This window comes from Bacillus sp. CDB3 (genome assembly GCF_002081505.1).
Classification (GTDB): Bacteria; Bacillota; Bacilli; order Bacillales; family Bacillaceae_G; genus Bacillus_A; species Bacillus_A cereus_AT.
Window position 1 is genome coordinate 1 of the sequence record NZ_ALBR01000066.1, and the last position, 22368, is coordinate 22368.

A 22368-nucleotide genomic window follows, 5' to 3' on the forward strand; every position below is an offset into this window, starting at 1 on the left:
AACGTTAAGTTAAAGTTAAGTTAAAGTAAAATAAAGAAAATAAGTAAACTTATAATAGTAATACTAATAATACTACGTACGTTAGTAATAAATAAAAGTTAAAGTTGTTCATATATGAACACCTTTTTTATTTATAATTTTAAATTCTTCTTCAATGTCCAATATTTTTCTTGAGCATTTTCAAGTGAGAATTCTACCCAGCCATTTGGATCTTCACGATAGACATTTACTTTTGTACCATTTTCTAATTTTCCAACTTCATTTTGTGTAACGTTTGGTACACTCTTTATTGGATTGTTAAACGGGAATGGAACTTGATAGTAAGATCCTACTGATTGAACAGTAGCTTTCGCATCTTTTGCGTAATCTTTATATGGAATTGTTTCGCCTAATGCATCTACATTTAATGTATTAGGGTTTTTCGGTAATCGTTTTACATTTTGATAATCTTTGTTATTGAAAGGCTTAATACGTTCCATAATATTAGCGATTTTGCCAGCCCATTCTTTATCAGTTGAATACATTACATTCATCGCAGATAATGTGTAACCTTTGAAATACTTAGCACCTTGTTCTAAGTAATTCTTCCTCACATAATCAGCATTGTATGAAATACTTAATCCATAAGATGGTAAATATTTTGCATGTGCGAATGGGTCCCAATCATACGCTCGTAGTCCAAATAAATTATGTTTACGATATGCAATTTCTGATTTCCCGTATCCAGACTCTAAGATTGCATGTGCTGCTAAATATAAAGAGCTCACGCCATACTCGTTTTGCGCTTTAATAAAGTCTTGTCCAACTCCAACAAGCGGACTATCGGGATGATATCTTTTAATATAATTATCGATCTCTTGAGCTGTTACATTAGAAGGTAATGTTACATCTAAATCGATATATGAGGCCATAGCATTAAATAAAAATTGCGCATATTCTTCACGTGTTAAAACACTAGTTGGATTAAATGCACCTGCGCCATTACCTGCAGCAACGCCGTTAGACTCTAATGCACTAATCGCATCATTTGCCCAATGATTTTTCGGAACATCATTAAATGTATGATTAGCTATTACTTTTAGTTTAAAGGCTCTCTGTAAAATTACAGCCATTTCAGCACGAGTTAAAGATTCTTTCGGTCTAAATGTTCCTTTACCATCACCTACGAAAATCCCCATATCTGTTAAAGCTAAAATTTCTTTTTGAAACATTGTTGTCCCTTCGCTAATATCAGAGTATGGATTTTTATATTCGCTTTTCGCTTCTGGTTTTAATGTACGATATATTAATGCGGCTACTTGCTCACGATTTACAACATCCCCGAATCCAAACTTACCATTATCATATCCTGCAATAATTTCTTTTGACGTTAAATTAGTAATTGCTTTATATGACCAATGATCTTTCGGAACGTCTGGAAATTCCTTTTCAGCTGCAAATGAAGTTACTGGAGCCATCATTACTTGAAGTGCGACTGTCACTGCTAACACATTAGAAATACTTTTTTTCATATTTTTTAACACGTTATGTATATGCTTGTCCCGTGTTAACTTGCCTCCCTTTTTAATAAAATTTTCACTATTAAACTAACAAAATTTTAATTCAATTAATTAATCAACAGTAAAAGTATACGTGATAAAAATAAACTAATCTACCATTATTTTATTTATAATCAGCATAATACGATATATCTTTTTATTTCGATACCAAATTATATAAGTCCATATAAAAAGCCCATCTCTATATAGACGATGGGCTTAGCAAACGATGTTTTTTTATTTAGCTAAACGATATTTTGCAACATCGAAACTTTCATAGAATATATTCCCCTCTCAAATACAATGTTTTATGTAACAGACTAATTATAATTCTGAAAATTAGTAATAGCCAATTGTATTTTGTCTAATTTTGTATTATTATTGTATTTTTTGGAACAAATAACTATAGTTAGAAACTATATGATTCTTATTTTTTAAGAGGAGAGATTCGTATGAACAAGAATTGGAAAGATATAGAACACCGTATTTATACAATGTGTATGATTCAGCGGAATAACGAAGTATTGCTAATACAGCGCCCCGATCATCTAGGCTTCCCTGGTTTCATAGCTCCTGGCGGAAAAGTAGATTTTCCAGAAAGTATCGTTCAGGCTGCTAAGCGAGAAGTAGAAGAAGAAACTGGATTACTTGTTTCAAATTTAACTTTTAAGGGATTAGATGAATACGTAAATCCGAAAGAAAATGTTCGATATATGGTATTTAACTATTGCACAGATTCATTTGAAGGTGAACTCCTTTTGAATCCTCCTGAAGGCGAATTATTATGGGTACCAATCGGCACAGCACTAAATCTTCCTATGCAAGATTGGTTTAAAGAGAGATTCCCATTATTTTTTGAAAAAGGTACGTTTGAAATTCAACGTGTTTGGGACCGAGACTTAAATAAACAAGTTGCTATGACAATTACCCATACATAAAAAGCTTGGAATCTCCCCAAGCTTTTCTTACTTCTCCTCTAATCTCTTAATCTCATAATCAATTTCTAAAAACTTGATTCCGCATATCCACATTTTATGGTTAGCTTCTAACCTTTGATTTGCACCCTCTTTAATAATAAATGTCTCTGCTAACGGTAAACGTATTGTAAAGAAACGAGTATGTAAATAAATCCCCTCATCCCCCTTACCATTTCTTCTCAGCTTACTAGTAATAATTAAATCATTACTCCTATTACATAATTTCAAAACCCCCGTCATATTCGAATATGGTAAAGGTAATCCAATATTCATGTATGTCTCATTCTTATATGTATGTTTTGAGTAAAGAGCTACAAAAATAGATTCTCCTGCTTCATTTTTTCTTAGCCAAGCCCTTACATTCTCTCTTCCATCCTTCTCATCTATTACCCCTATGATAGAGCCCTGCATCGTTTCCCACTTGTCGCCCATTCCTAAATGTATTTGTCCTACACGCTTACTCATTTTCTCATAGCAAAATGCAAACGGGCGGAACCAACGAATCCATTTAATATGCGATTGTAACTCATACTCTTTTGTATTTTCATAAAAACGAATAATACTTAAAGGAATCTTCGTCGCGTCAAATGCCTCACTATGAAAATCCTTCATTTTATCAACTAAACCGTTGTATTCCTTGCTATCTATTAAATTTCTGTTATGTAAAAACGCTTCACCAACTGTTGCATTTCCTCTTAACCTGCTCATTGGTTTCCCGTAGTATTTATAATTCGGAGCACTCTTTTCAATGATCCAGCCGACAAATGCCGGTAACGCTACTCCAATTCCATTAACAACACCGTGAATCCAAACCATTTGAGCAATTGTAATCGTCATTACATATTTCAAATTCCCATATGAGTATATAAGTGAAAACATAATTGTTACCATTAGTATGCTAGACGATATGATCAGGAGAACCTTTGCACTGATAGCATTAAATTTCGTGCGCAAAACATAAATCCCATAACCATAAATAGCACATAAATATAGGAACACTGCAAAAAATTCAAATACCCTTGAGTACGTAATTCCTACTGCAACTGTCATAGGTGAAATGACGATGATAAACATAATAGCATCATATACTTTACTTCTCTTTTCTCTTTTTCTCCCAATTAAACCAGCTGATAACGGCAATAGAAATGCCGAATAATGAAAGTGTGCAGCTGTAAGTAAAACAATGTCAGAACTAAAATGCATAATGGAAAGTTTTACTACTGAAGCAAAAAACCAGAAACCACCTAAAAACAAATATATAAACGCACTATCAATAGCTGTCTCTTCTAACGGTTTCCATCCTCTTTCTAGTAATCTACTTACACCAAATAATGCAATAATCCCAGTATACATAAGCCAAAGAAGAGCAAAAATGAAATGATTTGTTACGAAAGCTAGCATCGCACTAACTGCTCCTATTGGATATAAAAATACTCCAAATTTATAAAATAATAAATTTGATCCATTTCTTGTTTTCTTATCAATAATGCAAAATGCCATCGGTATAAATAACAAAATAGATAACAATATAATTGCTTCAACAGGGTTTACATTCGACCACTCGTATATTAGAAATATAATATAACAAGCAAGCCCAACTATTATATTTTTCATATTTTTTATTTCCTCTCCACAAATGTTCCCTTATATGAAAATAATGAACCAATTAACGGATTGCGTACTTGTACATGAATTCGAAAACATTGTAGTGTTTCATCATAACTTTCTACAATTTTTGCATCTCCGTATAAAAATCTAGGTAACGGTATTTTTCTTCCGAACATGTAAAACCATTGTTTCTTTGAAGAAATATGTATTGCCCCCATCTCATCAATATGAAAATTCAATGTAGAAACAAGTATGTGCGGTTCACCAAAATAATCTACAATTTCATAATTCTCTTCATCCAACCGCATAACGGCGTTAAAATACCTTTTCTTATTATGAAAATAAAAAGTACGATTCCACCGCACAAATTCCTTTCCATGTTCATCTCGTTCAGCGGTATTATGTATTGTAAATGGCACTTCCTTTCCCCGCTCAGAGAAAAATATTCGAAACTTCGATGCAATTTTTAATATCAATTTTACGAAAAAAGAACCTCCGTAAATTTCATCCATCTTCCCTTCTCCAGTAAAGCTATTTTTTTCTGTAATCTCATAGCGTTTCTGTAATTTTGGATGAAGATTTTTATAGGTATCTCCTAATAATCTCTCATAAATATTAGCCATACATTTATCCCTTTCTCTTCCTCTTACAATTTTTTGCGCTCGGCAAATTAGTGCTATTTATATAACCGACAATCGATAACCCTATTAGAAGAAAATTTAATGTAAGCGGATTAAACGGTTGCGTAAAACTTGTGATATTCGTAACTCCTGCCACTATAGTTAAGCCTATTAACATAACAATATGTAATATAAACAACTTTCGTTTTTGAAATGGCAATAGCCACATAACACCCCATATTATTTCTAAAAATCCAACTATTTTAAGTATAAAAATACTACTTTCATTCGATTCGATTAACTCAGAAAGCATCTTCACTTCCTCTGGATGACTAAAAATCACTTTCGGTACGCCCCCTTGATATAACCATACGAAAGCAAATAAAAAGCAAACGAGCCAATACGTCATCGTTCTTCTAATTAACATACTAGGATGGAGGCCTTTTTCTAACCATAATTTGAGAGCATCAAAACTCCATGCAGTTGCCCAACCTAATAAAGGTCGAAAAACATATGAATCTATCACATTTCCTATACGACCAAGCCTTGTATCATAATCATATTGCGTCTCAAAATAAATATGTTCTTCATTCGGTGTATATTTCCAATAACCACGCCCGATTTGTATAAGTGATAATTGATTGTCTGTCCAAAATTTTAAAGAAGAAATGCGCTCTCCAGTTTCTTTTCTTACTTCACCTATCGATTCTCCTTCTCCAGCTATTTCAAGTCCGAAACCAATATTCGTTTTATATAAAAACTTCTGCGGCTCCCCCTCCTTTTTCTCCAAATACGAGATTTCTGTAAAACGTGCATCCCACTCTGTATGTAGGTCCGGTTCTTGCGTATATTCCCATAATTTCTCCATTGTTGTTTTCATTTCTGTCGCTACATAAATAGGCTTTTTCTTGCCCATCCTTCCACCTCCCATACTCTATATTTTTAATGTACATGCAACGAATTTATTTTGCTACATTTTTCACAAACTAACCCTCAAAAAAAGATAGAATTTTTAAAATATATATAAAACACTTGATTCCCTGAAAAATTTAAATTATTATAAAACAAATGTTACCAACAACTTCATAAATCAAACACTCTCGCCTAAAACGTGAGATAGAGGTTGCAACGCTTATAAGTATTCTAAAGGAGACACAGAGATGTCTATGAATTTAGAAGAAAGGAAGTGTTGCCGAAATTGATAAATTTCTCTGCATTTATCGATTGGGGCTGTTTTCGAATAGAAACAGAACTGTCATATGTACAGACATGTACGTGTGAAGAGCTATCTACAAAAAAGAGATATCATTTTTTATGATATTCCTTTTTTGGCGGTTTTTTTATTAGCTCCGTTTTCTGTTTCCCTTTTCCTGTAACAGCACCATCCTCACTTATTTGAGATGGTGTTTTTTGTTTTTCTCTCTGGTAACTACAGGAATATTGGGATTTGTATATGTCCTAACCTATTCTTAAAAATGGACGAAAGAAGGAATTCGTAATGGAAACGATTGTACAAAAGTTTGGCGGTACTTCTGTTGGAAGCGTCGAACGCATTCAACATGTAGCAAATTTAATTATTGAAGAATATGAACGAGGACATAGCATTGTCTCTGTCGTTTCAGCAATGGGGAAAAGTACAGATGAACTTGTCGCACTTGCTAACGCTATTACAGAGAATCCGAGTAAACGCGAAATGGATATGCTTCTATCAACAGGAGAACAAGTAACCATTTCATTGTTAACGATGGCACTACAAGCAAAAGGCTATAACGCCATTTCATTAACCGGATGGCAAGCTGGTATTACGACAGAATCTGTACATAGTAGTGCACGGATTACTGACATTCATACAGATCGTATACAGTCCTATCTTGCTGAAGGCACGATTGTGATCATAGCTGGCTTCCAAGGAGCCAGTGAAGACCATGAAATTACAACACTTGGACGCGGTGGTTCTGATACGACTGCTGTTGCATTAGCTGCTGCACTGAAAGCAAAAAAATGTGATATTTACACGGATGTGACCGGCGTATATACGACGGACCCACGAGTTGTAAAAGATGCTTATAAATTAGATGAAATTTCTTATGACGAGATGTTAGAACTTGCCAACCTCGGTGCTGGCGTGTTGCACCCACGCGCTGTTGAATTTGCTAAAAATCATAATGTAGTTTTAGAAGTACGATCAAGTATGGAACAAGAAAACGGAACAATTGTAAGGGGAGAATGTAACATGGAACAACAATCAATCGTTAAAGGTATTGCATTTGAGGATAATATTACACGCGTCACAATTAAAGGGTTAGAACAAGGTGCACTTTCAACAGTTTTCTCTACATTAGCAGTGGCACATATTAATGTAGATATTATTATTCAAAGTATTACAAATGCAGGAACTGTCCACCTCTCTTTCTCAATCCATTCTAATGATTTAAGAGAAACATTAGAAGTATTGGAACAAAATCAAGAAGCACTTCACTATGAATCTGTAGAATATGAAAATCATTTAGCGAAAGTATCAATTGTAGGATCTGGTATGGTATCTAACCCAGGTGTCGCTGCAAATATGTTCACTACTTTAAAAGAAGAAGATATTCATATTAAAATGGTAAGTACATCAGAAATTAAAGTGTCTGTCGTTATCGACCGCCTTCATTTAGTTACAGGTGTGGAAGCATTGCATCAATCATTTATGGCAAAAATTGAGCCTTTAGTGCAAATGAGCTAATTTCCAGCGATAAAACTTAAAACCAATGATATGAATCTAGTTCCTTCCTATATAAATAGAAAGCAGTTTGTATAGTACAAGCTGAGAAAAAAGTTGGTTAGTTTAAAATAAAGCCATTTGAAAAATAATAAAATTGTTAAAAAAATGCAAGTCATTCTATTCAACAATCGGGCAGTTATCTCCCATCTCGCATTCGACGAATTTTGAGATGGGAGTCTTACTGCTCATTAATGTGGGATGAATTTTTTACATATAAGGAGATAAGACTATGGCAAAAAACAAATTACTAAGAATGGACAATGTCAGCATCGTTGTAGAATCCCTTGATGACGCAATCTCTTTCTTCGAGGAGATTGGATTAAAACTTGAAGGGCGAGCTACTGTCGAAGGGGAATGGGCTGGTCGCGTAACAGGACTCGGTTCTCAGTGCGTAGAGATTGCAATGATGGTTACCCCAGATGGCCATAGCCGAATTGAACTTTCGCGATTTCTCACCCCACCTACTATAGCAGATCACCGAACAGCTCCTGTAAACGCCCTCGGTTATCTACGCGTCATGTTCACCGTTGAAGACATTGACGAAATGGTATACAGACTGACTAAGCACGGTGCTCAGCTCGTTGGCGAAGTAGTTCAGTATGAGAACTCGTATCGACTCTGCTACATTCGTGGAACCGAAGGAATTTTAATCGGTTTAGCGGAAGAACTCGGTAACAAGCAAATAAATGATGTATTATAAATGAAACCACTATATCTTTAACCACGTCCTAACTTTAGAACGTGGTTATGCTTGTTTGAGCTTTTAAAAATGTATTATCATTTTACACATAGATTTCAAGACTCTATCCAAATCGTTCTTTAACATATTACAAATATCTATAAATCATTATAAAATAATTTAATTATTCATTTTATCCTTTCCTAGGAAATATAACTAACTCCTCTCATTTTATATCTTATCGCTCTTTTCCATGAAAAAACGATCTATATTCATTCAAAATAACTTTCTTCACATCCGAGTAAAATACCATCATGAATAGTGCAACTCCTAATAAAATCTCTTGAACTCCTTCATAATCAATGACAGCACTTAAAATTAGCAAACCGCATCCAATATAAAAACCAAATTCATTTCCTTTCTCAAAATCCTCATCTTCTGCGTCACTATGTATTTTCCTTTTGAAATCTTGATTCCCTTTTATCAACTCATCTAGCGTAACGTTATACATTTCGCTCAGTAAAATTAAATTATCAATATCAGGATAACTTTTATCATTTTCCCATTTACCCCGCTTTAACAGGCACTAAATCCCATCGTAGCTTTTAAATACATCAAGGAAGCCAGATGGGATTAACTGCCTATAAAAGCCCGATTGGTTCAACTAATAATCAGTGGGATAAATCGCTCCACTGATTAAAGTTTCACTTTATAAACCGCTTGCCTCGTTACACCAATCTTTTTAGCAACATCCTCTTGCGAAAATCCCTTTGACTCTCGTAGTTTTTTTAGCTGTTCTCCTAAGTTCATAACGTCCCCTCCTTTAACAAATTACTACATAAAAAGAGATACAAATGAAAGAAACTATTAGTAAAACTCACTGTAAACCATTCGTTTACACAACAAAAAAGAGAGAATAACTCTTTGAGCTATTCTCTCTCATCTCACTTCTATTAAAACAGATGAATGTTTTCTTTCTTGCAAGCTTCACGTAAATCATCAGGCCATACAGAAGATTGAACTTCACCGATATGTGCTTTACGTAAGAAGTACATACACATTCTTGATTGGCCGATACCACCACCAATTGTTAATGGTAGTACGTCTTCTAAAATACCTTTATGGAAATCATACTCACGTTTGAAGTCTTCACCAGTTTTCGTTAATTGCTCATCAAGTGCTTTACTATCAACACGAATTCCCATTGATGATAATTCGAATGAAGCTTGTAGTACTGGGTGCCAGAATAAAATGTCACCGTTTAATTTCCAATCATCATAATCGGATGCGCGTCCATCGTGCTTTTCACCTGAACGGAGTGCATCACCAATTCCAATAATAAAGACTGCACCGTGTTCTTTCGCAATTGCATGTTCACGATCTTTCGGTGTTAATTCTGGATATTTATCTTCCAGTTCTTGAGAAGTAATGAAAACAATTTCTTCTGGTAAATACTTTCCAAGGAACGGATACTTTTCAAATAAGTGATCTTCCAATTCTTTGAATATTCCATAAATTGTTTGTACTGTTTTTTGTAAGTAATCGACAGTACGCCATTCTTTTTGAACGATTTTTTCCCAATCCCATTGGTCAACGTAAATGGAATGTGTTGCATCAAGTTCTTCATCACGACGAATCGCGTTCATGTTTGTATATAAACCTTCACCAGCTTCATATCCGTATTCATGTAATGCGAATCTTTTCCACTTCGCTAGTGAATGTACAATTTCTAATTCTTCTCCTGAATGTAACATATCAAATTCAATCGGACGTTCTACACCGTTTAAATGATCGTTTAATCCTGATTTTTTCGTTACGAATAATGGTGCAGATACGCGGAATAGTTCAAGGCGTTTTGCTAATTGATCCTCGAAAAATGTTTTAACTTCCTTAATTGCGATTTGAGTCTCTCTTACTGTCATTAATGATTGATACATGGTGGTTTCCTCCTAAAATGTTTGGATGTTGTGAAAAGAAGCCAACAAAAAAAGCCCTTCTTTCCCAAAAAACTGGGACGAAAGGCTTTGGTTCCGCGGTACCACCCAAATTAGCAACAGAGGTTGCTCACTTATACAGTACGGAGATAAAAAAATCTCGATACTGTTCTTCTTGTAACGGCGAAGTTCCCGGCTAAGTCTACTTTCCTATAAAGGATTTCGGTTAGCGACTCCAGGAGGTTCTTCATAATAGGCTTCGTATCAGGCTCACACCGTCCCTGACTCGCTTAAACTACATCCTACTACTACTCGTCCTTTCATAGTCGTTTTGTTGTCACATCTCTGAAACATTTTATTAATGATTATTCTATACAAAAAATAGAGAAAGTCAACAAAAAGTTTCAAAATATTTTTCAATTCTTTATTTTACGGCTTTACCGATTGTTCTTAATATAACATTTTTATTTCCTTTGTCTCTTCAATCCAAAAAACATTTCACTAACTGAAACTAACATATACACAACCAGTAATGTGATCGTTCGAAAAATAGAATCCGCAGTATTTCTTATTATTTTCATTTTATTTGTAATTCCTTTCAGTTTACTCGCAATTTCATGATATACTATAGCATTCAAGCAGTTTGTTTTTACTTAAAGCAAGCATAGTCATTTATCTATAGTATTTTTCTAAAACATTGGCTATTATCAAATCAGATTTTTTATATAACGGAGTGATCATATGAGTAAAACGAAAGCAAAACCGAAAAAAGGTGTAGGACAAGGTACAGGAAGTAAAGGATGGAATCGTTGGCAATCAAGTGCAAAGAAAAAGGCAGCTGCAAAGCCATACAAAAGTAAAGGTACAAAGAAGTAAAATAAATAGTGTCTTATTTCTTTACTTTGTACAAAACAAAATATAATTATTACAACAAAAAAGCTATGCTTTCATCTCTGTGAAAGCATAGCTTTTTCCATATTAAATCATAAGAATATCACGGATTTCTTCCTCCGTAATAGAAGATAACTTCTCTTCACCCGGCTCGATAATTTCAGCGATTAAATTTTTCTTACTCTCTTGTAACTCGTGCATTTTTTCTTCAATTGTTCCATGGGCTACTAACTTAATAACTTGCACCGTATTTTTTTGCCCCATTCGATATGCCCTATCTGCCGCTTGTTGTTCAACAGCTGGATTCCACCATAAATCGTATAATATAACCGTATCGGCACCTGTTAAGTTAAGACCCGTACCACCAGCTTTTAAAGAAATAAGAAATAGATCCCCTTCCCCTTCGTTAAATCGATTACATAGCTCTACACGTTCTTGCGAAGGTGTATTTCCGTCTAAATAAAAATATGGAATCGCTTGACGATTTAACTCACGACCAATAATAGACAACATCTTCGTAAATTGAGAAAAGATTAAAATTCTCTTACCAGTACTTCTACATTCCTCTAGTATCTCTAGCAATTGCTCAAATTTAGCTGAACTCCCCTTGTAATCATCAACGAATAAAGCGGGATGATTACAAATTTGTCGCAATCTCGTTAAGCCAGCTAATATTCTAATTTTATTTTTACGTAACGTATCTTTATCTAAATGCTTTAACGTTTCTTCCCTTAACTTCGCTAAATAAGCAGCATATAGTCTCTTTTGATCTGGTAATAACTCCGATGACTGTAAGTGCTCTATTTTATCTGGAAGCTCCTGTAATACGTCCCCTTTTAGTCGTCTTAATACGAAAGGTTTTACGCGCTTCGCAATATCTTCACGCCTTAAATCACCGAATTCTTTTCTTCCTGGTAATAATTCTGGAAATACGACATGAAAGATAGACCATAGCTCTTCTAATGAATTTTCTACAGGCGTTCCCGTTAGTCCGAAACGATATTCAGCTTGAATTGTTTTCACTGCTCTTGCAGTCTGCGTTGTAGGATTTTTAAACGCCTGTGCTTCATCAAGAAATAGTGTATGAAATGGAATCGCATACGATCTTATATCTCTTCTCAATAATGGATATGACGTAATTACGACATCAAATTCCGCTACGTCTTTTAAGATTTTTCGTCGTTCTGTTTGATTTCCATCTGCAATAACCGCTCTAATATGCGGGGCGAATTTTTTCAATTCACTAAACCAATTGTAAACGAGAGAGGACGGTGAAACGACTAATATAGGTAGCTTCTTCTCCCGAATTTCAGGCAAAACAGAATCTATAAAAGCAATGCTTTGCAGCGTTTTTCCAAGTCCCATATCGTCCGCTAAAATACCGCCAAAACGGTAATAGGCGAGTGTTTTCATCCACTCAAATCCGTATACTTGATAATCCCTCATTACAGCATTTAAAGTTTGCGGCACTGTAAACTTTAATTTTTCGGGTTTTGAATACTTTCAACTAAATCTTGAACAGATTCATCTAAACTTAAAAGATTACCTTCGTGAAGTCCGTTCATCCATTTCACACTCCGAATAAGCGGAACATTCACTTCTTCCCCATGTAAAAATTCTTTTCGAATACCTGATTCTTTTACAAACTGATTAATTTCATTAAACTCTTTGCTCTCTAGTGATAATAAAGAACCATTCGCTAATCGGTAATATTTACGTTTCTCTTCAAGAGCCACTAATACACCTTTAATTTCCGCTTCCGGTATTCCTTTTATATCAAAACGAAACGATAACCAATCAATTCTTTCTTTTCTTCTTACTCTAATAAGAGGAGCTGTATCCCCTTTATGAATTCGTAATTTGATTGCTGTTGTCGCGTAAATATCAACTAAGCCTTTTAACGTTGGAACGACATGATATAAAAAGTTATACTCAGCTTCTTCATTATGCATAAAGTAACCACCTTCTGTTTTCGCGAAGGCACTTTCACTCATAATGTCTAAAATCTCTTTTTCTTTTTTCTCATCACGATTAAAAACAGACGGCTGTCCGTCTTCTTCTAGCGGATTAATTACAACGTTTCCATAGTGGAATTCGAGACCTGCTAACAAACGATTTTTCACTCGATCTAAATACAATTTCGCTTTTAGCGAAGGCGTTTCAACACGATCTGATATTACTTCATCAATGCGTACTGTTCCAAGTTTCATTAATCCAGGGACAACTTTCGCTACGAAATGTTCCATTTTACTTTCAGGAATATAAAACTGATTGCTATTTGAGCGACTCATCATCTTTTGTAATTCAATAAGTCGCATACAATCTTCCATAGGTAAATGATATAATTTTCCATCGTAAAGAGCTTTGTTATACATCTCCATAACTCGAACACGATTTAGGCCGTTTATATGAAGTGTAAACCCGCCATTATTCCCTTTCGTAAACTCAAAATGTAATGGCAATAAACCTTTTGAAATTTGTAAGCCTTGAAATAGTTGCTCATTTTGTTTCAGCTGTACATGCTCAACTTTAGAAAGTGAAGAGAGCATATCATTCCACGAAGCTGGCGGTATAAATATCATACTTTCATCTTGTTTCGCATGTACTTCTAGTGCATCTTCATACATTTTTTCGTTATGATATATTTTAATGAGTTGCTGTATAATCGCGTCCATTTCTTGTTTAAAACTGTGTACATCTGGCGTGTATGTAAATTCATTGGAGCAATGAAAGGTCTCTCTTTTCTCCACTTTAGAAAGAAATTCTCTAATATGATTTATAAAATATGTGTTCGCAAGTTTTAACTGAATTCCAAGAAGAGCCCCACCGCTTTTCGTCGCTACTGGTGAACATATAAACGCAACATCTAATATTTCACGTGTATCAAAACGGTGTTGTTTACTTTTGGGCCTCAGTGGTTTGTCTGCAAATAACTGAAACATCCCGTTTGTTAATTGATCATTTCTGCTACTAACAGAGCCCATTCCACCCGTTTGCTGGTTATAATTTATTTGTATTAGTACGGCTGCAACATGTTGACAGTACGTTTGAAAAGACGCTAACGAAGGACAACTACAGCTCGCAACAACATCACCTTTTTTAGCTTTTTCTACTGTAACATGAAAATCTTCGTTCCCTTTTACCGTCGCCTCACAAATTTCTTTATTTTCATCATAATGATTTATTATCACTTTATTTGATTTATAATAAGCTTCACCTCTTTTATACGAGGTTTCTCCGCAAACTTCTTTAATTATTGATTTATTTAATGTAAAACTCATTGTTTTGACACTTCCTTAATGTAAAACCATTTTCTCTTACTTACATTTTACATGCTCCACGAGAAAATATAAAATGTTGATTTAACAAAAAAAGATGCTTATTTATAAGCACCTTTTCACTCTATCTCCATCAACCGTTTCGCCTCAAAATATAACACTTGAATAAACTTCTTCGTATTAATACGTATATGCCCAGAAGCTGCCATTTCATCCTTCGTCATTTCTGTCATACGTTTTCTAACTACAGTGAAATCAAAAAATTTCGGAGCATAGCTTTCAAATTTCGGATTTGAAAAGTCCGTTAATCCTAAGGAAGCTAAATGATTTAACGATTGATAAATTGCTCTACGTACCCTTTGTTCAGATGCTTTTTTCTCTTTATCAATATCCGTATCTAAAGCTATAGCTCCTAATTTCTTTATCGTAATATGATGGAAAATATCTTTTAGCGCAGGAAATCCAAATTCAAACGTTTGCTCTTTTTCTTGCCCATATAAATATTCCAGCATACTAAGTAAATCTTTACTTCCATTCTCTCCCGCAACACCAAGTTCTGATAATAAATAGCGTCCTGAATCCGCTATTTTTTTCCCTTCTTGCATTGGCTCATTTCGAACTTGCGGCTGTTCCCACTTGAAAACGTTATTCAATGATTTTTGAATATCATGTATAGAGCGCTCTAAACGAATACGTTCCATTACTTTTCTTACAACAGATACAACCTCAATTTTATTTAATGGTTTTGTAATATAATATTCCACTCCAAGTGTATACGCCTCACCAATAAGCTGTTTCGATTCAACTTGAGAAATCATAATAATTTTCCCTGTAAAAGAGGACGCAATATGGCGAACTGTTTCAATCCCGTCTCGCATCGGCATTAATAAATCAATAAATAAAATATCTACTTTTTTAAAATTTAATTGATCTGCTTCAATAAAAGCTCCGTCTTCCGATTCTCCAATTACTTCCCCAAGATCACCATCTTCAATAATTTGCGAAAGCATAGAGCGGAAAACTTCATCATCATCTACGATATAATAAAACAACTTTATTCCCCTTCCCGCTTTAAACTGCACTCCGGTAAACAAACTACAAACTTACACCCTCTGCCAGCTTTTCGGTCTTCTAATCTTACTTCTCCTCCGAGTTCTGTTACCATTTCGTTTATGTAAGAAAGTCCAATTCCTGTTGATGGTGTTCCCGTTTGATCATACTTCGAAGTAAATCCAGGTTTAAATACTAATTTCTTATATTTTTGTACAATACCAGGGCCATCATCAATTACTTCAAAGAATATATGTTTATCAAGTTTATATAGCTTAATAATAATAGCCCCACTATTTTCAATTGCTTCGACTGCATTGGCAACTAAATTATTAAAAATGGATAAGACCGTATAAACATGATATTCTGCATGCTCACCTTCTATACGTTCAGAAAAACGTATATCTTTTTCTAACATTTCAGCATACTTCTCATTTATTCTCACAATCATTTCCGCAAGCTCATGACCTTCTACATACTCAGCCACATTTTTATCTAATAACAATTTAGATAATCCTGCAAAAATCCTTTGATTATCCTTTTTTATTTCGTGTACTTCCCCCGCTATTTTCAATGCTGTTTTACTGCTCGAATCATCGTTCGCTTGTAAATTACGATATAATTGATACGCTTCTTGTGTAATTAACTCCGCATTTTGTAACGTTTTTTTCAAATGAACAGATTCTACATATAAATTAGAAAGGTGCATCAACATTTTTTCATTTTCTTTCCGCACTTGTGATTCTTTTAATTTCGTTTCATACAAATTCATCATATTTAAAAAACCAAGCGCAAAGAAACTACGAAAAATAGCAATAATGATGAGTTTATTAACTTCAGAAACGGTTATTGTTGTACCGAGCACTAACATATGATAAAACGCAAGTTCTGACATACTTGCGATAATTTCAATTGTAATCCCAAGGCAACCAATAACGATTGGCTTCTGATGAAACTTATTCACCCTACAAAGCGAAAAAAGACTTCCATAAATAAAATAATAAAAGAACACAGGGTAGCGCAAATAAAATGATTCTGTCATATGAAATGAACCTTGCATGATCCAATCAAGACATACGCGGAATAAAACTACAGATATACCGACAAGAATACCTGCAGCAGCTGCTGGTATTTTTCTTAAAAATAATAATAAAAAGAAGAAAAGCGGTGTCCCGAAGCTAACACGAAACGTATCATTAAAAGGATGAAAATTCAGCTCTCCAGCAATCGGAACAACAACCATTAAAATAATTAAAAGAGACATATCTTTCTTCCATAATTGATTCCAATTCAAAGCTGCCACTTCCTATGTATTTTTTCAAAAATGAACAAGGAAAGCCCGCTTATTATTATAAACGGGCTTTTTTTCTATATTCTAACCTTTTCTACCGCTTTTATTTGGCGATACTCCGGTTCCCATATTGCTTCTTTTACTGCAATCTTAATATCGTTATCACTTAAGTTCTCTCTAGCAACACCTTCTGCAACTGCAACTTTCGCTACTTCAATTGCAACCATTTCAGAAATATTACGTAACTCTTCAACTTCTGGCAAAATAGGTGCTCCTGACTGACTTGTATCTACCATACTTGCAACAGCTTCAGCTGCTGCCGCAAACATACCGTCTGTCATTACGCTTGCACGAACAACAATTGTACCAAGGCCTAGTCCTGGGAAGATAAGTGCGTTATTTGACTGTCCAATCACATAAGTTACACCGTTATATGTAACCGGTTCAAACGGACTTCCTGTTGCAACTAACGCTCTTCCTTCTGTCCACTCGATTAAATCTGCTGGTTTCGCTTCAGCAAGTGGCGTTGGATTCGACATCGGTAATATGATTGGTCTTTCTACGTGAGAAGCCATTTCTTTAATAATTTCCTCTTTAAATGCACCCGCAACAGTAGATGTACCAATTAAAATTGTCGGTTTTACATGTTTCACAACTTCAGCAAGTCCGATCACATCATTTTGTTTCCACTCACTTACTTCAGCTTCTTTTCTTGCATATGGAATTTGGAAATCAAGAAGATCTTCCATATTATCTGTAACTAATCCGTTTCGGTCAATACACCAGAAACGATTATGTGATTCTTCTTCTGATAAGCCAACGCGGACCATTGCATCTCTTACTTGATCTGCGATACCGATTCCAGCCGTACCAGCACCAAACACAACGACACGGTGTTCACTTAACGGCACACCAGAAACTTTTACTGCCGATAATACTGCAGCAAGCGAAACTGCACCTGTACCTTGAATATCATCATTAAATGTACAAACGTCATGACGGTATTTATCTAAAATTTTTCGTGCATTTCGAGAACTGAAGTCTTCCCAATGTAAAAGTGCTTTCGGGAATTGTTTATTTACCGCTTGGACAAATGTATCAATAAATTCATCGTAAGCTTCACCTGTTATACGAGGGTGACGATTTCCAATATAAAATGGATTGTTTAATAGTTCCTCACGATTTGTACCTACATCTAAAATTACCGGTAATACACGACTAGGATCGATTCCAACTGCGGCCGTATATACAGCTAATTTCCCGATCGCGATGTTAATTCCACCAACACCCCAGTCACCAATTCCTAATATACCTTCTCCATCTGTTACAACGACTAAATCAATGTTTTCAGCTGTTGCACCGATATTTGCAAATGCTTCTTCAATACCTGAAGGATCATTAACTGATAAATAAACACCGCGTGGTTTACGATATTCATGACTATATCTTTGAATTGCTACACCAACAGTAGGTGTATATACGATTGGTAACATTTCACGTAAATGATTTGTTAAAATACGATAAAATAACACTTCATTTCGATCATGTAACGCTGTTAAGTATACATTCTTTAATAAATCATCCGGTTGAGAACAAAATTGCTCATACGCTCTGCGCGCTTGTTCATCTAGTGTTAAAACTGCAGGCGGTAATAACCCTTTTAAACCTAATTCTTCTCTTTCTTCTTGTGTGAAAGCTACCCCTTTATTTAAAAGTGGTGTTGATAATACTTCTACTCCTCTTAATGTCGTTTCTAATGAACCATTAGAAGCCACTGTAAACTTACTCATAACATCCCTACCTCTATTCATATATAACATTTCTATATTGTAAACAAAAAAGAGGGGATTGTCCCCCTCTTCTTTTAATTTTTCTTTAAAAGAGTTGCTCCTGCAATCCCTGGGTGTGTCATTTCGAATGGATCTAGAATTAACTCTAATTCTTCTTGTGACAATACACCATTTTTCACACAAAGTTCTCGAACGGATTGACCTGTTGCAATTGCTTCTTTCGCAACGCGAGCTGCTGCTTCATAACCGATATGAGGGTTCACGGCTGTAATAATTCCTACACTCTTCTCAACATACTCTTTTAAGCGATCTTCATTCGCTTCAATTCCTTTTAAGCAATTATCTGTGAAGGCACGGAAACCGTTATTCATAATGCTAATAGATTGAAGTAAGTTGAAAACAAGTACTGGTTCCATAACGTTTAATTCTAATTGTCCTGCTTCTGAAGCAAGGCAAATTGTATGGTCGTTACCAATTACTTGGAACGCAATTTGATTAATTACTTCTGGCATAACAGGGTTTACTTTACCTGGCATAATAGATGAACCTGGTTGACGAGCTGGTAGCATAATTTCTGCTAATCCAACACGTGGACCTGATGCCATTAATCGAAGGTCGTTCGCAATTTTAGACATGTTCATCATACATACTTTTAACGCTGCAGATACTTCAGTGTACGCATCAGTATTTTGCGTTGCATCTACTAAATCTTCAGCACCAACAAGTGGTAATTCACTAATTGTAGCTAAATGTTTTACAACTGCTTCAATATACTCCGGATCTGCATTTAAGCCTGTACCAACTGCAGTTGCTCCCATGTTTACTTCATATAAATGTTGACGAGACTGCTGAATTCGTTTCATATCACGCTCAAGTACGCGAGAGTATGCTTTAAATTCTTGTCCAAGACGAATTGGCACAGCATCTTGTAAATGCGTACGACCCATTTTAATAACATGATCGAACTGTTCTGCTTTTAATTCAAATACATCATGCATGTAACCCATCGTTTGTAATAAGCCTTCTAATGCATTTAATGTTGCAATATGAATAGCTGTTGGGAATGCATCGTTTGTTGATTGCGCCATATTTACATGACTGTTTGGACTAATATAATGATAGTCTCCCTTTCCCATTCCTAATAATTCAAGGGCACGATTGGCAATGACTTCATTTGCATTCATATTCATTGAAGTTCCTGCACCGCCTTGGATTGGATCAACGATGAAATGATCATGCCATTTCCCATCAAGGATTTCTTGTGATGCTTCTGCGATAGCACCACCCTTTTTCAATTCCAATCTTCCTACATCTGTATTAGCAAGTGCTGCTGCTTTTTTTACAATTGCTAACGCTTTAATTAAACCTTCATGGACTTTATATCCTGTAATTGGGAAATTCTCTACTGCACGCATTGTTTGTACACCGTAGTACGCATAATTTGGCACTTCTTTTTCACCTAAAAAATCTTTTTCAATTCGTACTCCATTTTTAACTTCAGTTAATGTTGACATGACTTTTCACTCCTTAACGATTTCTTATGCTGCTTTTGTTTGTTTGACTGTTTCTACATATTGTTTTGCTTTCTCATCATCGAATTCGCCTTCCCACTTCGACATAACAATGGCCGCTAATGCATTTCCTAATACATTGACAGCTGAGCGAATCATATCTAAAATACGGTCAATTCCCGCAATTAATGCGATGCCTTCTAGCGGTAAGCCCATTGATCCTAACGTCGCTAATACAACAACGAATGATGCACCCGGAACTCCCGCCATACCTTTGGATGTTAACATGAGAACGAATAATAACGTTATTTGCTCCGTCAGTGACATGTGTACACCGTACATTTGTGCAACAAACAATGCCGCTAACGCTTGATAAATAGCCGATCCAGTCAAGTTAAATGTATAACCTGTCGGAATTACGAAAGAGGCAACTGCCTTTGGACAACCGAACTCTTCCATTTTTCTCATTATATTAGGTAAAACAGCTTCTGAACTTGCTGTCGTAAATGAAAGAATAAGTTCCTCTTTTAAAATTTTCATTAATGTAAAAATGTTTACCCCAACCATTCGTGCATTAATACCTAATACAATCACAACGAATAGTATAACAGTTACGTATACAGCTAGCACTAGTTTTCCTAAAGGAAGTAGTGTTGCTACACCAAATTTTGCAACCGTAACAGCAATTAATGCGAATACACCAAATGGTGCGAATTTCATCACTTGATTTGTAACCCAAAACATCGCTTCGAGTACACCTTCAAAAAAGTTAAAAACAGGCTTTCCCTTTTCACCGATTGCTGCAACTCCTAAACCGAATAGTACTGAGAAGAATATAATCGGTAATAAGTCACCTTGTGTAATAGACTCAAATATATTTTTCGGTACAATATGAACAATCGTTTCGGCAAAGCCTTTCTTCTCTGTTGCGTCTGCTGTTTGTTTATAAGAAGAAATATCACTTTGCTGTAAATTACTCATATCAACGCCAGTACCTGGTTGGAATATATTCGCTGCAAGTAATCCCATTAAAATAGCAATCGTCGTAATAATTTCGAAATAAAGAATTGTTTTCCCGCCTAGTTTCCCAAGCTTTTTCATATCTCCTACACCAGCTACCGCAACAATTAATGCTGAAATAACAATTGGTACTACAATCATCTTAATTAAATGAATAAATATATCCCCAACTGGTGTGATATAAGAAATCGCCGTTTTATTGCCATAAAAGATTGCCCCTACTACAATCCCTAAAACAAGTGCGACAAAAATTTGTGTTGCCAATCCGAATTTTTTCATTTATGTTCATCCCCTTTATGCGAACGCTTTCATTTCGTATTTATAAAAGCTTACTCACACATCATATAGGCGAACCTACAAAATCATACAAAAACCTACAAGTTCGTCACAAAAAATTCAAATATTTTTCTTCAATTTTTCATTGACACCATTCCTTTAAAAAGCGATAAAATATACTTGATAAGTAATTAGATTATTTTGTATAATCAAAAAGATATACACTTACAATAAATCGAAATGAAAAGGAGTGGATGTTATGAAAAATTATGTACAGAAATTCAGCCTATCTTCTTCTTTTCTTTTTTCATTTTCTCACAGCAAGGAACAAGGGCATTCGCCTTTGTTCCTTTTTTATTGCCATTTATATAGGGGGAATTGTTATGAAACCATATAAACGCGTCTTAATTAAACTAAGCGGTGGTGCACTTGCCGATCAAACTGGAAATAGCTTTAACTCCAAACGATTAGAACATATCGCAAACGAAATAATATCCATTATTGACCTAGGTATCGAAGTATCCATTGTCATCGGCGGCGGTAACATTTTCAGAGGTCATCTAGCTGAAGAATGGGGAATTGATCGTGTAGAAGCTGATAATATCGGTACATTAGGTACGATTATTAACAGCTTAATGCTTCGCGGCGTTTTAACAAGTAAAACAGATAGAGAAGTACGCGTTATGACTTCCATCCCTTTTAATGCAGTAGCTGAACCATATATTCGCCTACGTGCAGTACATCATTTAGATAACGGTTATGTTGTCATATTCGGTGGTGGTAACGGGCAACCATTCGTTACCACAGATTACCCAAGTGTACAAAGAGCCATTGAAATGAATAGCGACGCCATTTTAGTCGCAAAACAAGGAGTAGACGGTGTCTTTACAAGTGATCCAAAACATAATAAATCAGCGAAAATGTATCGAAAACTGAACTATAACGATGTTGTTAGGCAAAACATACAAGTAATGGATCAAGCAGCTTTATTGCTTGCTCGAGATTATAATTTACCGGCACACGTCTTTAACTTTGATGAGCCTGGCGTTATGAAAAGAATTTGTTTAGGTGAACATGTTGGGACGTTGATTAATGATGATGTTTCGATGCTTGTGCATGAAAAATAGTATTTTCCATT

The 22368-nt window shown here is 35.1% G+C and carries 16 protein-coding genes, 2 pseudogenes, 1 riboswitch and 1 other annotated feature; of the genes and pseudogenes, 5 read left to right on the forward strand and 13 right to left on the reverse strand.

The window, feature by feature from the left end; genetic code table 11:
- Positions 1-131: 131 nt before the first annotated feature.
- The gene (locus tag CDB3_RS15325) at positions 132-1511 is read right to left on the reverse strand and encodes an S-layer homology domain-containing protein (protein ID WP_128855098.1); all 1380 of its coding nucleotides are present in this window, start codon (positions 1509-1511) and stop codon (positions 132-134) included.
- A 479-nt stretch (positions 1512-1990) separates the two neighbouring features.
- Here CDB3_RS15325 and CDB3_RS15330 point away from each other — a divergent pair, with 479 nt between their 5' ends.
- Positions 1991-2476 (forward strand): 8-oxo-dGTP diphosphatase, encoded by a 486-nt coding sequence (locus CDB3_RS15330; protein ID WP_128855099.1) that lies wholly within the window; start codon positions 1991-1993, stop codon positions 2474-2476.
- Between the two features lie 27 nt (positions 2477-2503).
- Here the strand turns inward: CDB3_RS15330 and CDB3_RS15335 are convergent, their stop codons facing one another.
- Genes CDB3_RS15335 through CDB3_RS15345 form a run of 3 tightly spaced genes read right to left on the reverse strand, consistent with a single transcriptional unit; the run spans position 2504 to position 5659 of the window.
- Positions 2504-4129: a YndJ family protein gene (locus tag CDB3_RS15335; protein WP_128855100.1), complete on the reverse strand. Its 1626-nt coding sequence runs from the start codon at positions 4127-4129 to the stop codon at positions 2504-2506.
- 5 nt (positions 4130-4134) lie between these two features.
- Positions 4135-4746 carry a DUF4166 domain-containing protein gene (locus CDB3_RS15340; RefSeq protein ID WP_128855101.1) on the reverse strand — a complete coding sequence of 204 codons (612 nt, stop codon included), beginning with the start codon at positions 4744-4746 and terminating at the stop codon, positions 4135-4137.
- Positions 4747-4750: 4 nt separating this feature from the next.
- Positions 4751-5659: a DoxX-like family protein gene (locus CDB3_RS15345; RefSeq protein WP_128855102.1), complete on the reverse strand. Its 909-nt coding sequence runs from the start codon at positions 5657-5659 to the stop codon at positions 4751-4753.
- 193 nt (positions 5660-5852) lie between these two features.
- Positions 5853-6039, forward strand: a riboswitch (Lysine riboswitch).
- Between the two features lie 202 nt (positions 6040-6241).
- On the opposite strand from CDB3_RS15345, the gene CDB3_RS15355 reads away from it, so the two are divergent.
- Positions 6242-7471, forward strand: coding sequence for an aspartate kinase (locus CDB3_RS15355; RefSeq protein ID WP_128855103.1), 1230 nt, complete (start codon positions 6242-6244; stop codon positions 7469-7471).
- Between the two features lie 268 nt (positions 7472-7739).
- Entirely contained in the window at positions 7740-8210 is a 471-nt protein-coding gene (locus CDB3_RS15360) for a VOC family protein (RefSeq protein ID WP_128855104.1), read from the forward strand.
- A 217-nt stretch (positions 8211-8427) separates the two neighbouring features.
- Here CDB3_RS15360 and CDB3_RS15365 read toward each other — a convergent pair.
- From CDB3_RS15365 to asnA, 3 genes and pseudogenes are all read right to left on the reverse strand, one after another.
- A pseudogene (locus tag CDB3_RS15365) lies at positions 8428-8757 on the reverse strand (helix-turn-helix domain-containing protein); the annotation flags it as partial.
- Positions 8758-8885: 128 nt separating this feature from the next.
- Positions 8886-8999, reverse strand: coding sequence for a helix-turn-helix transcriptional regulator (locus CDB3_RS15370; protein ID WP_002031128.1), 114 nt, complete (start codon positions 8997-8999; stop codon positions 8886-8888).
- A gap of 143 nt (positions 9000-9142) precedes the next feature.
- On the reverse strand, positions 9143-10126 hold the full coding sequence (asnA, locus tag CDB3_RS15375; protein ID WP_016104478.1) for an aspartate--ammonia ligase: 984 nt from the start codon (positions 10124-10126) through the stop codon (positions 9143-9145).
- Between the two features lie 70 nt (positions 10127-10196).
- Positions 10197-10456: a binding site (T-box leader), on the reverse strand.
- A gap of 408 nt (positions 10457-10864) precedes the next feature.
- On the opposite strand from asnA, the gene CDB3_RS15385 reads away from it, so the two are divergent.
- Positions 10865-10999, forward strand: a complete 135-nt coding sequence (locus CDB3_RS15385) for a DUF3934 domain-containing protein (protein WP_000047588.1) — start codon at positions 10865-10867, stop codon at positions 10997-10999.
- Between the two features lie 102 nt (positions 11000-11101).
- On the opposite strand, the pseudogene CDB3_RS15390 reads toward CDB3_RS15385, so the two are convergent.
- The 6 genes and pseudogenes from CDB3_RS15390 to CDB3_RS15415 all read right to left on the reverse strand — a co-directional run bounded on the left by CDB3_RS15390 (position 11102) and on the right by CDB3_RS15415 (position 21233).
- Positions 11102-14295: pseudogene (locus tag CDB3_RS15390) on the reverse strand (SNF2 helicase associated domain-containing protein).
- Positions 14296-14411: 116 nt separating this feature from the next.
- Positions 14412-15344, reverse strand: a complete 933-nt coding sequence (locus CDB3_RS15395; RefSeq protein WP_128855105.1) for a response regulator — start codon at positions 15342-15344, stop codon at positions 14412-14414.
- Positions 15345-15346: 2 nt separating this feature from the next.
- Positions 15347-16645 (reverse strand): ATP-binding protein, encoded by a 1299-nt coding sequence (locus CDB3_RS15400; RefSeq protein WP_179139708.1) that lies wholly within the window; start codon positions 16643-16645, stop codon positions 15347-15349.
- Positions 16646-16710: 65 nt separating this feature from the next.
- The gene (malS, locus tag CDB3_RS15405; protein ID WP_128855107.1) at positions 16711-18423 is read right to left on the reverse strand and encodes an oxaloacetate-decarboxylating malate dehydrogenase; all 1713 of its coding nucleotides are present in this window, start codon (positions 18421-18423) and stop codon (positions 16711-16713) included.
- Between the two features lie 74 nt (positions 18424-18497).
- On the reverse strand, positions 18498-19937 hold the full coding sequence (aspA, locus tag CDB3_RS15410) for an aspartate ammonia-lyase (RefSeq protein WP_128855108.1): 1440 nt from the start codon (positions 19935-19937) through the stop codon (positions 18498-18500).
- A 24-nt stretch (positions 19938-19961) separates the two neighbouring features.
- The gene (locus CDB3_RS15415) at positions 19962-21233 is read right to left on the reverse strand and encodes a cation:dicarboxylate symporter family transporter (RefSeq protein WP_002012230.1); all 1272 of its coding nucleotides are present in this window, start codon (positions 21231-21233) and stop codon (positions 19962-19964) included.
- A 380-nt stretch (positions 21234-21613) separates the two neighbouring features.
- Between CDB3_RS15415 and pyrH the strand changes: the two genes are divergently transcribed.
- The gene (gene pyrH, locus CDB3_RS15420; protein ID WP_128855109.1) at positions 21614-22357 is read left to right on the forward strand and encodes a UMP kinase; all 744 of its coding nucleotides are present in this window, start codon (positions 21614-21616) and stop codon (positions 22355-22357) included.
- Positions 22358-22368: the final 11 nt, after the last annotated feature.

Excerpts from the sequence above, each read along its gene's own strand:
- pyrH (WP_128855109.1), top strand. The coding sequence starts at position 21,614 with ATGAAACCATATAAACGCGTCTTAATTAAACTAAGCGGTGGTGCACTT.
- CDB3_RS15330 (WP_128855099.1), top strand. The coding sequence starts at position 1,991 with ATGAACAAGAATTGGAAAGATATAGAACACCGTATTTATACAATGTGT.
- CDB3_RS15370 (WP_002031128.1), bottom strand. The coding sequence starts at position 8,999 with ATGAACTTAGGAGAACAGCTAAAAAAACTACGAGAGTCAAAGGGATTT.
- malS (WP_128855107.1), bottom strand. The coding sequence starts at position 18,423 with ATGAGTAAGTTTACAGTGGCTTCTAATGGTTCATTAGAAACGACATTA.
- CDB3_RS15385 (WP_000047588.1), top strand. The coding sequence starts at position 10,865 with ATGAGTAAAACGAAAGCAAAACCGAAAAAAGGTGTAGGACAAGGTACA.
- aspA (WP_128855108.1), bottom strand. The coding sequence starts at position 19,937 with ATGTCAACATTAACTGAAGTTAAAAATGGAGTACGAATTGAAAAAGAT.
- CDB3_RS15345 (WP_128855102.1), bottom strand. The coding sequence starts at position 5,659 with ATGGGCAAGAAAAAGCCTATTTATGTAGCGACAGAAATGAAAACAACA.
- CDB3_RS15325 (WP_128855098.1), bottom strand. The coding sequence starts at position 1,511 with ATGAAAAAAAGTATTTCTAATGTGTTAGCAGTGACAGTCGCACTTCAA.
- CDB3_RS15415 (WP_002012230.1), bottom strand. The coding sequence starts at position 21,233 with ATGAAAAAATTCGGATTGGCAACACAAATTTTTGTCGCACTTGTTTTA.
- CDB3_RS15355 (WP_128855103.1), top strand. The coding sequence starts at position 6,242 with ATGGAAACGATTGTACAAAAGTTTGGCGGTACTTCTGTTGGAAGCGTC.
- asnA (WP_016104478.1), bottom strand. The coding sequence starts at position 10,126 with ATGTATCAATCATTAATGACAGTAAGAGAGACTCAAATCGCAATTAAG.
- CDB3_RS15360 (WP_128855104.1), top strand. The coding sequence starts at position 7,740 with ATGGCAAAAAACAAATTACTAAGAATGGACAATGTCAGCATCGTTGTA.
- CDB3_RS15335 (WP_128855100.1), bottom strand. The coding sequence starts at position 4,129 with ATGAAAAATATAATAGTTGGGCTTGCTTGTTATATTATATTTCTAATA.
- CDB3_RS15340 (WP_128855101.1), bottom strand. The coding sequence starts at position 4,746 with ATGGCTAATATTTATGAGAGATTATTAGGAGATACCTATAAAAATCTT.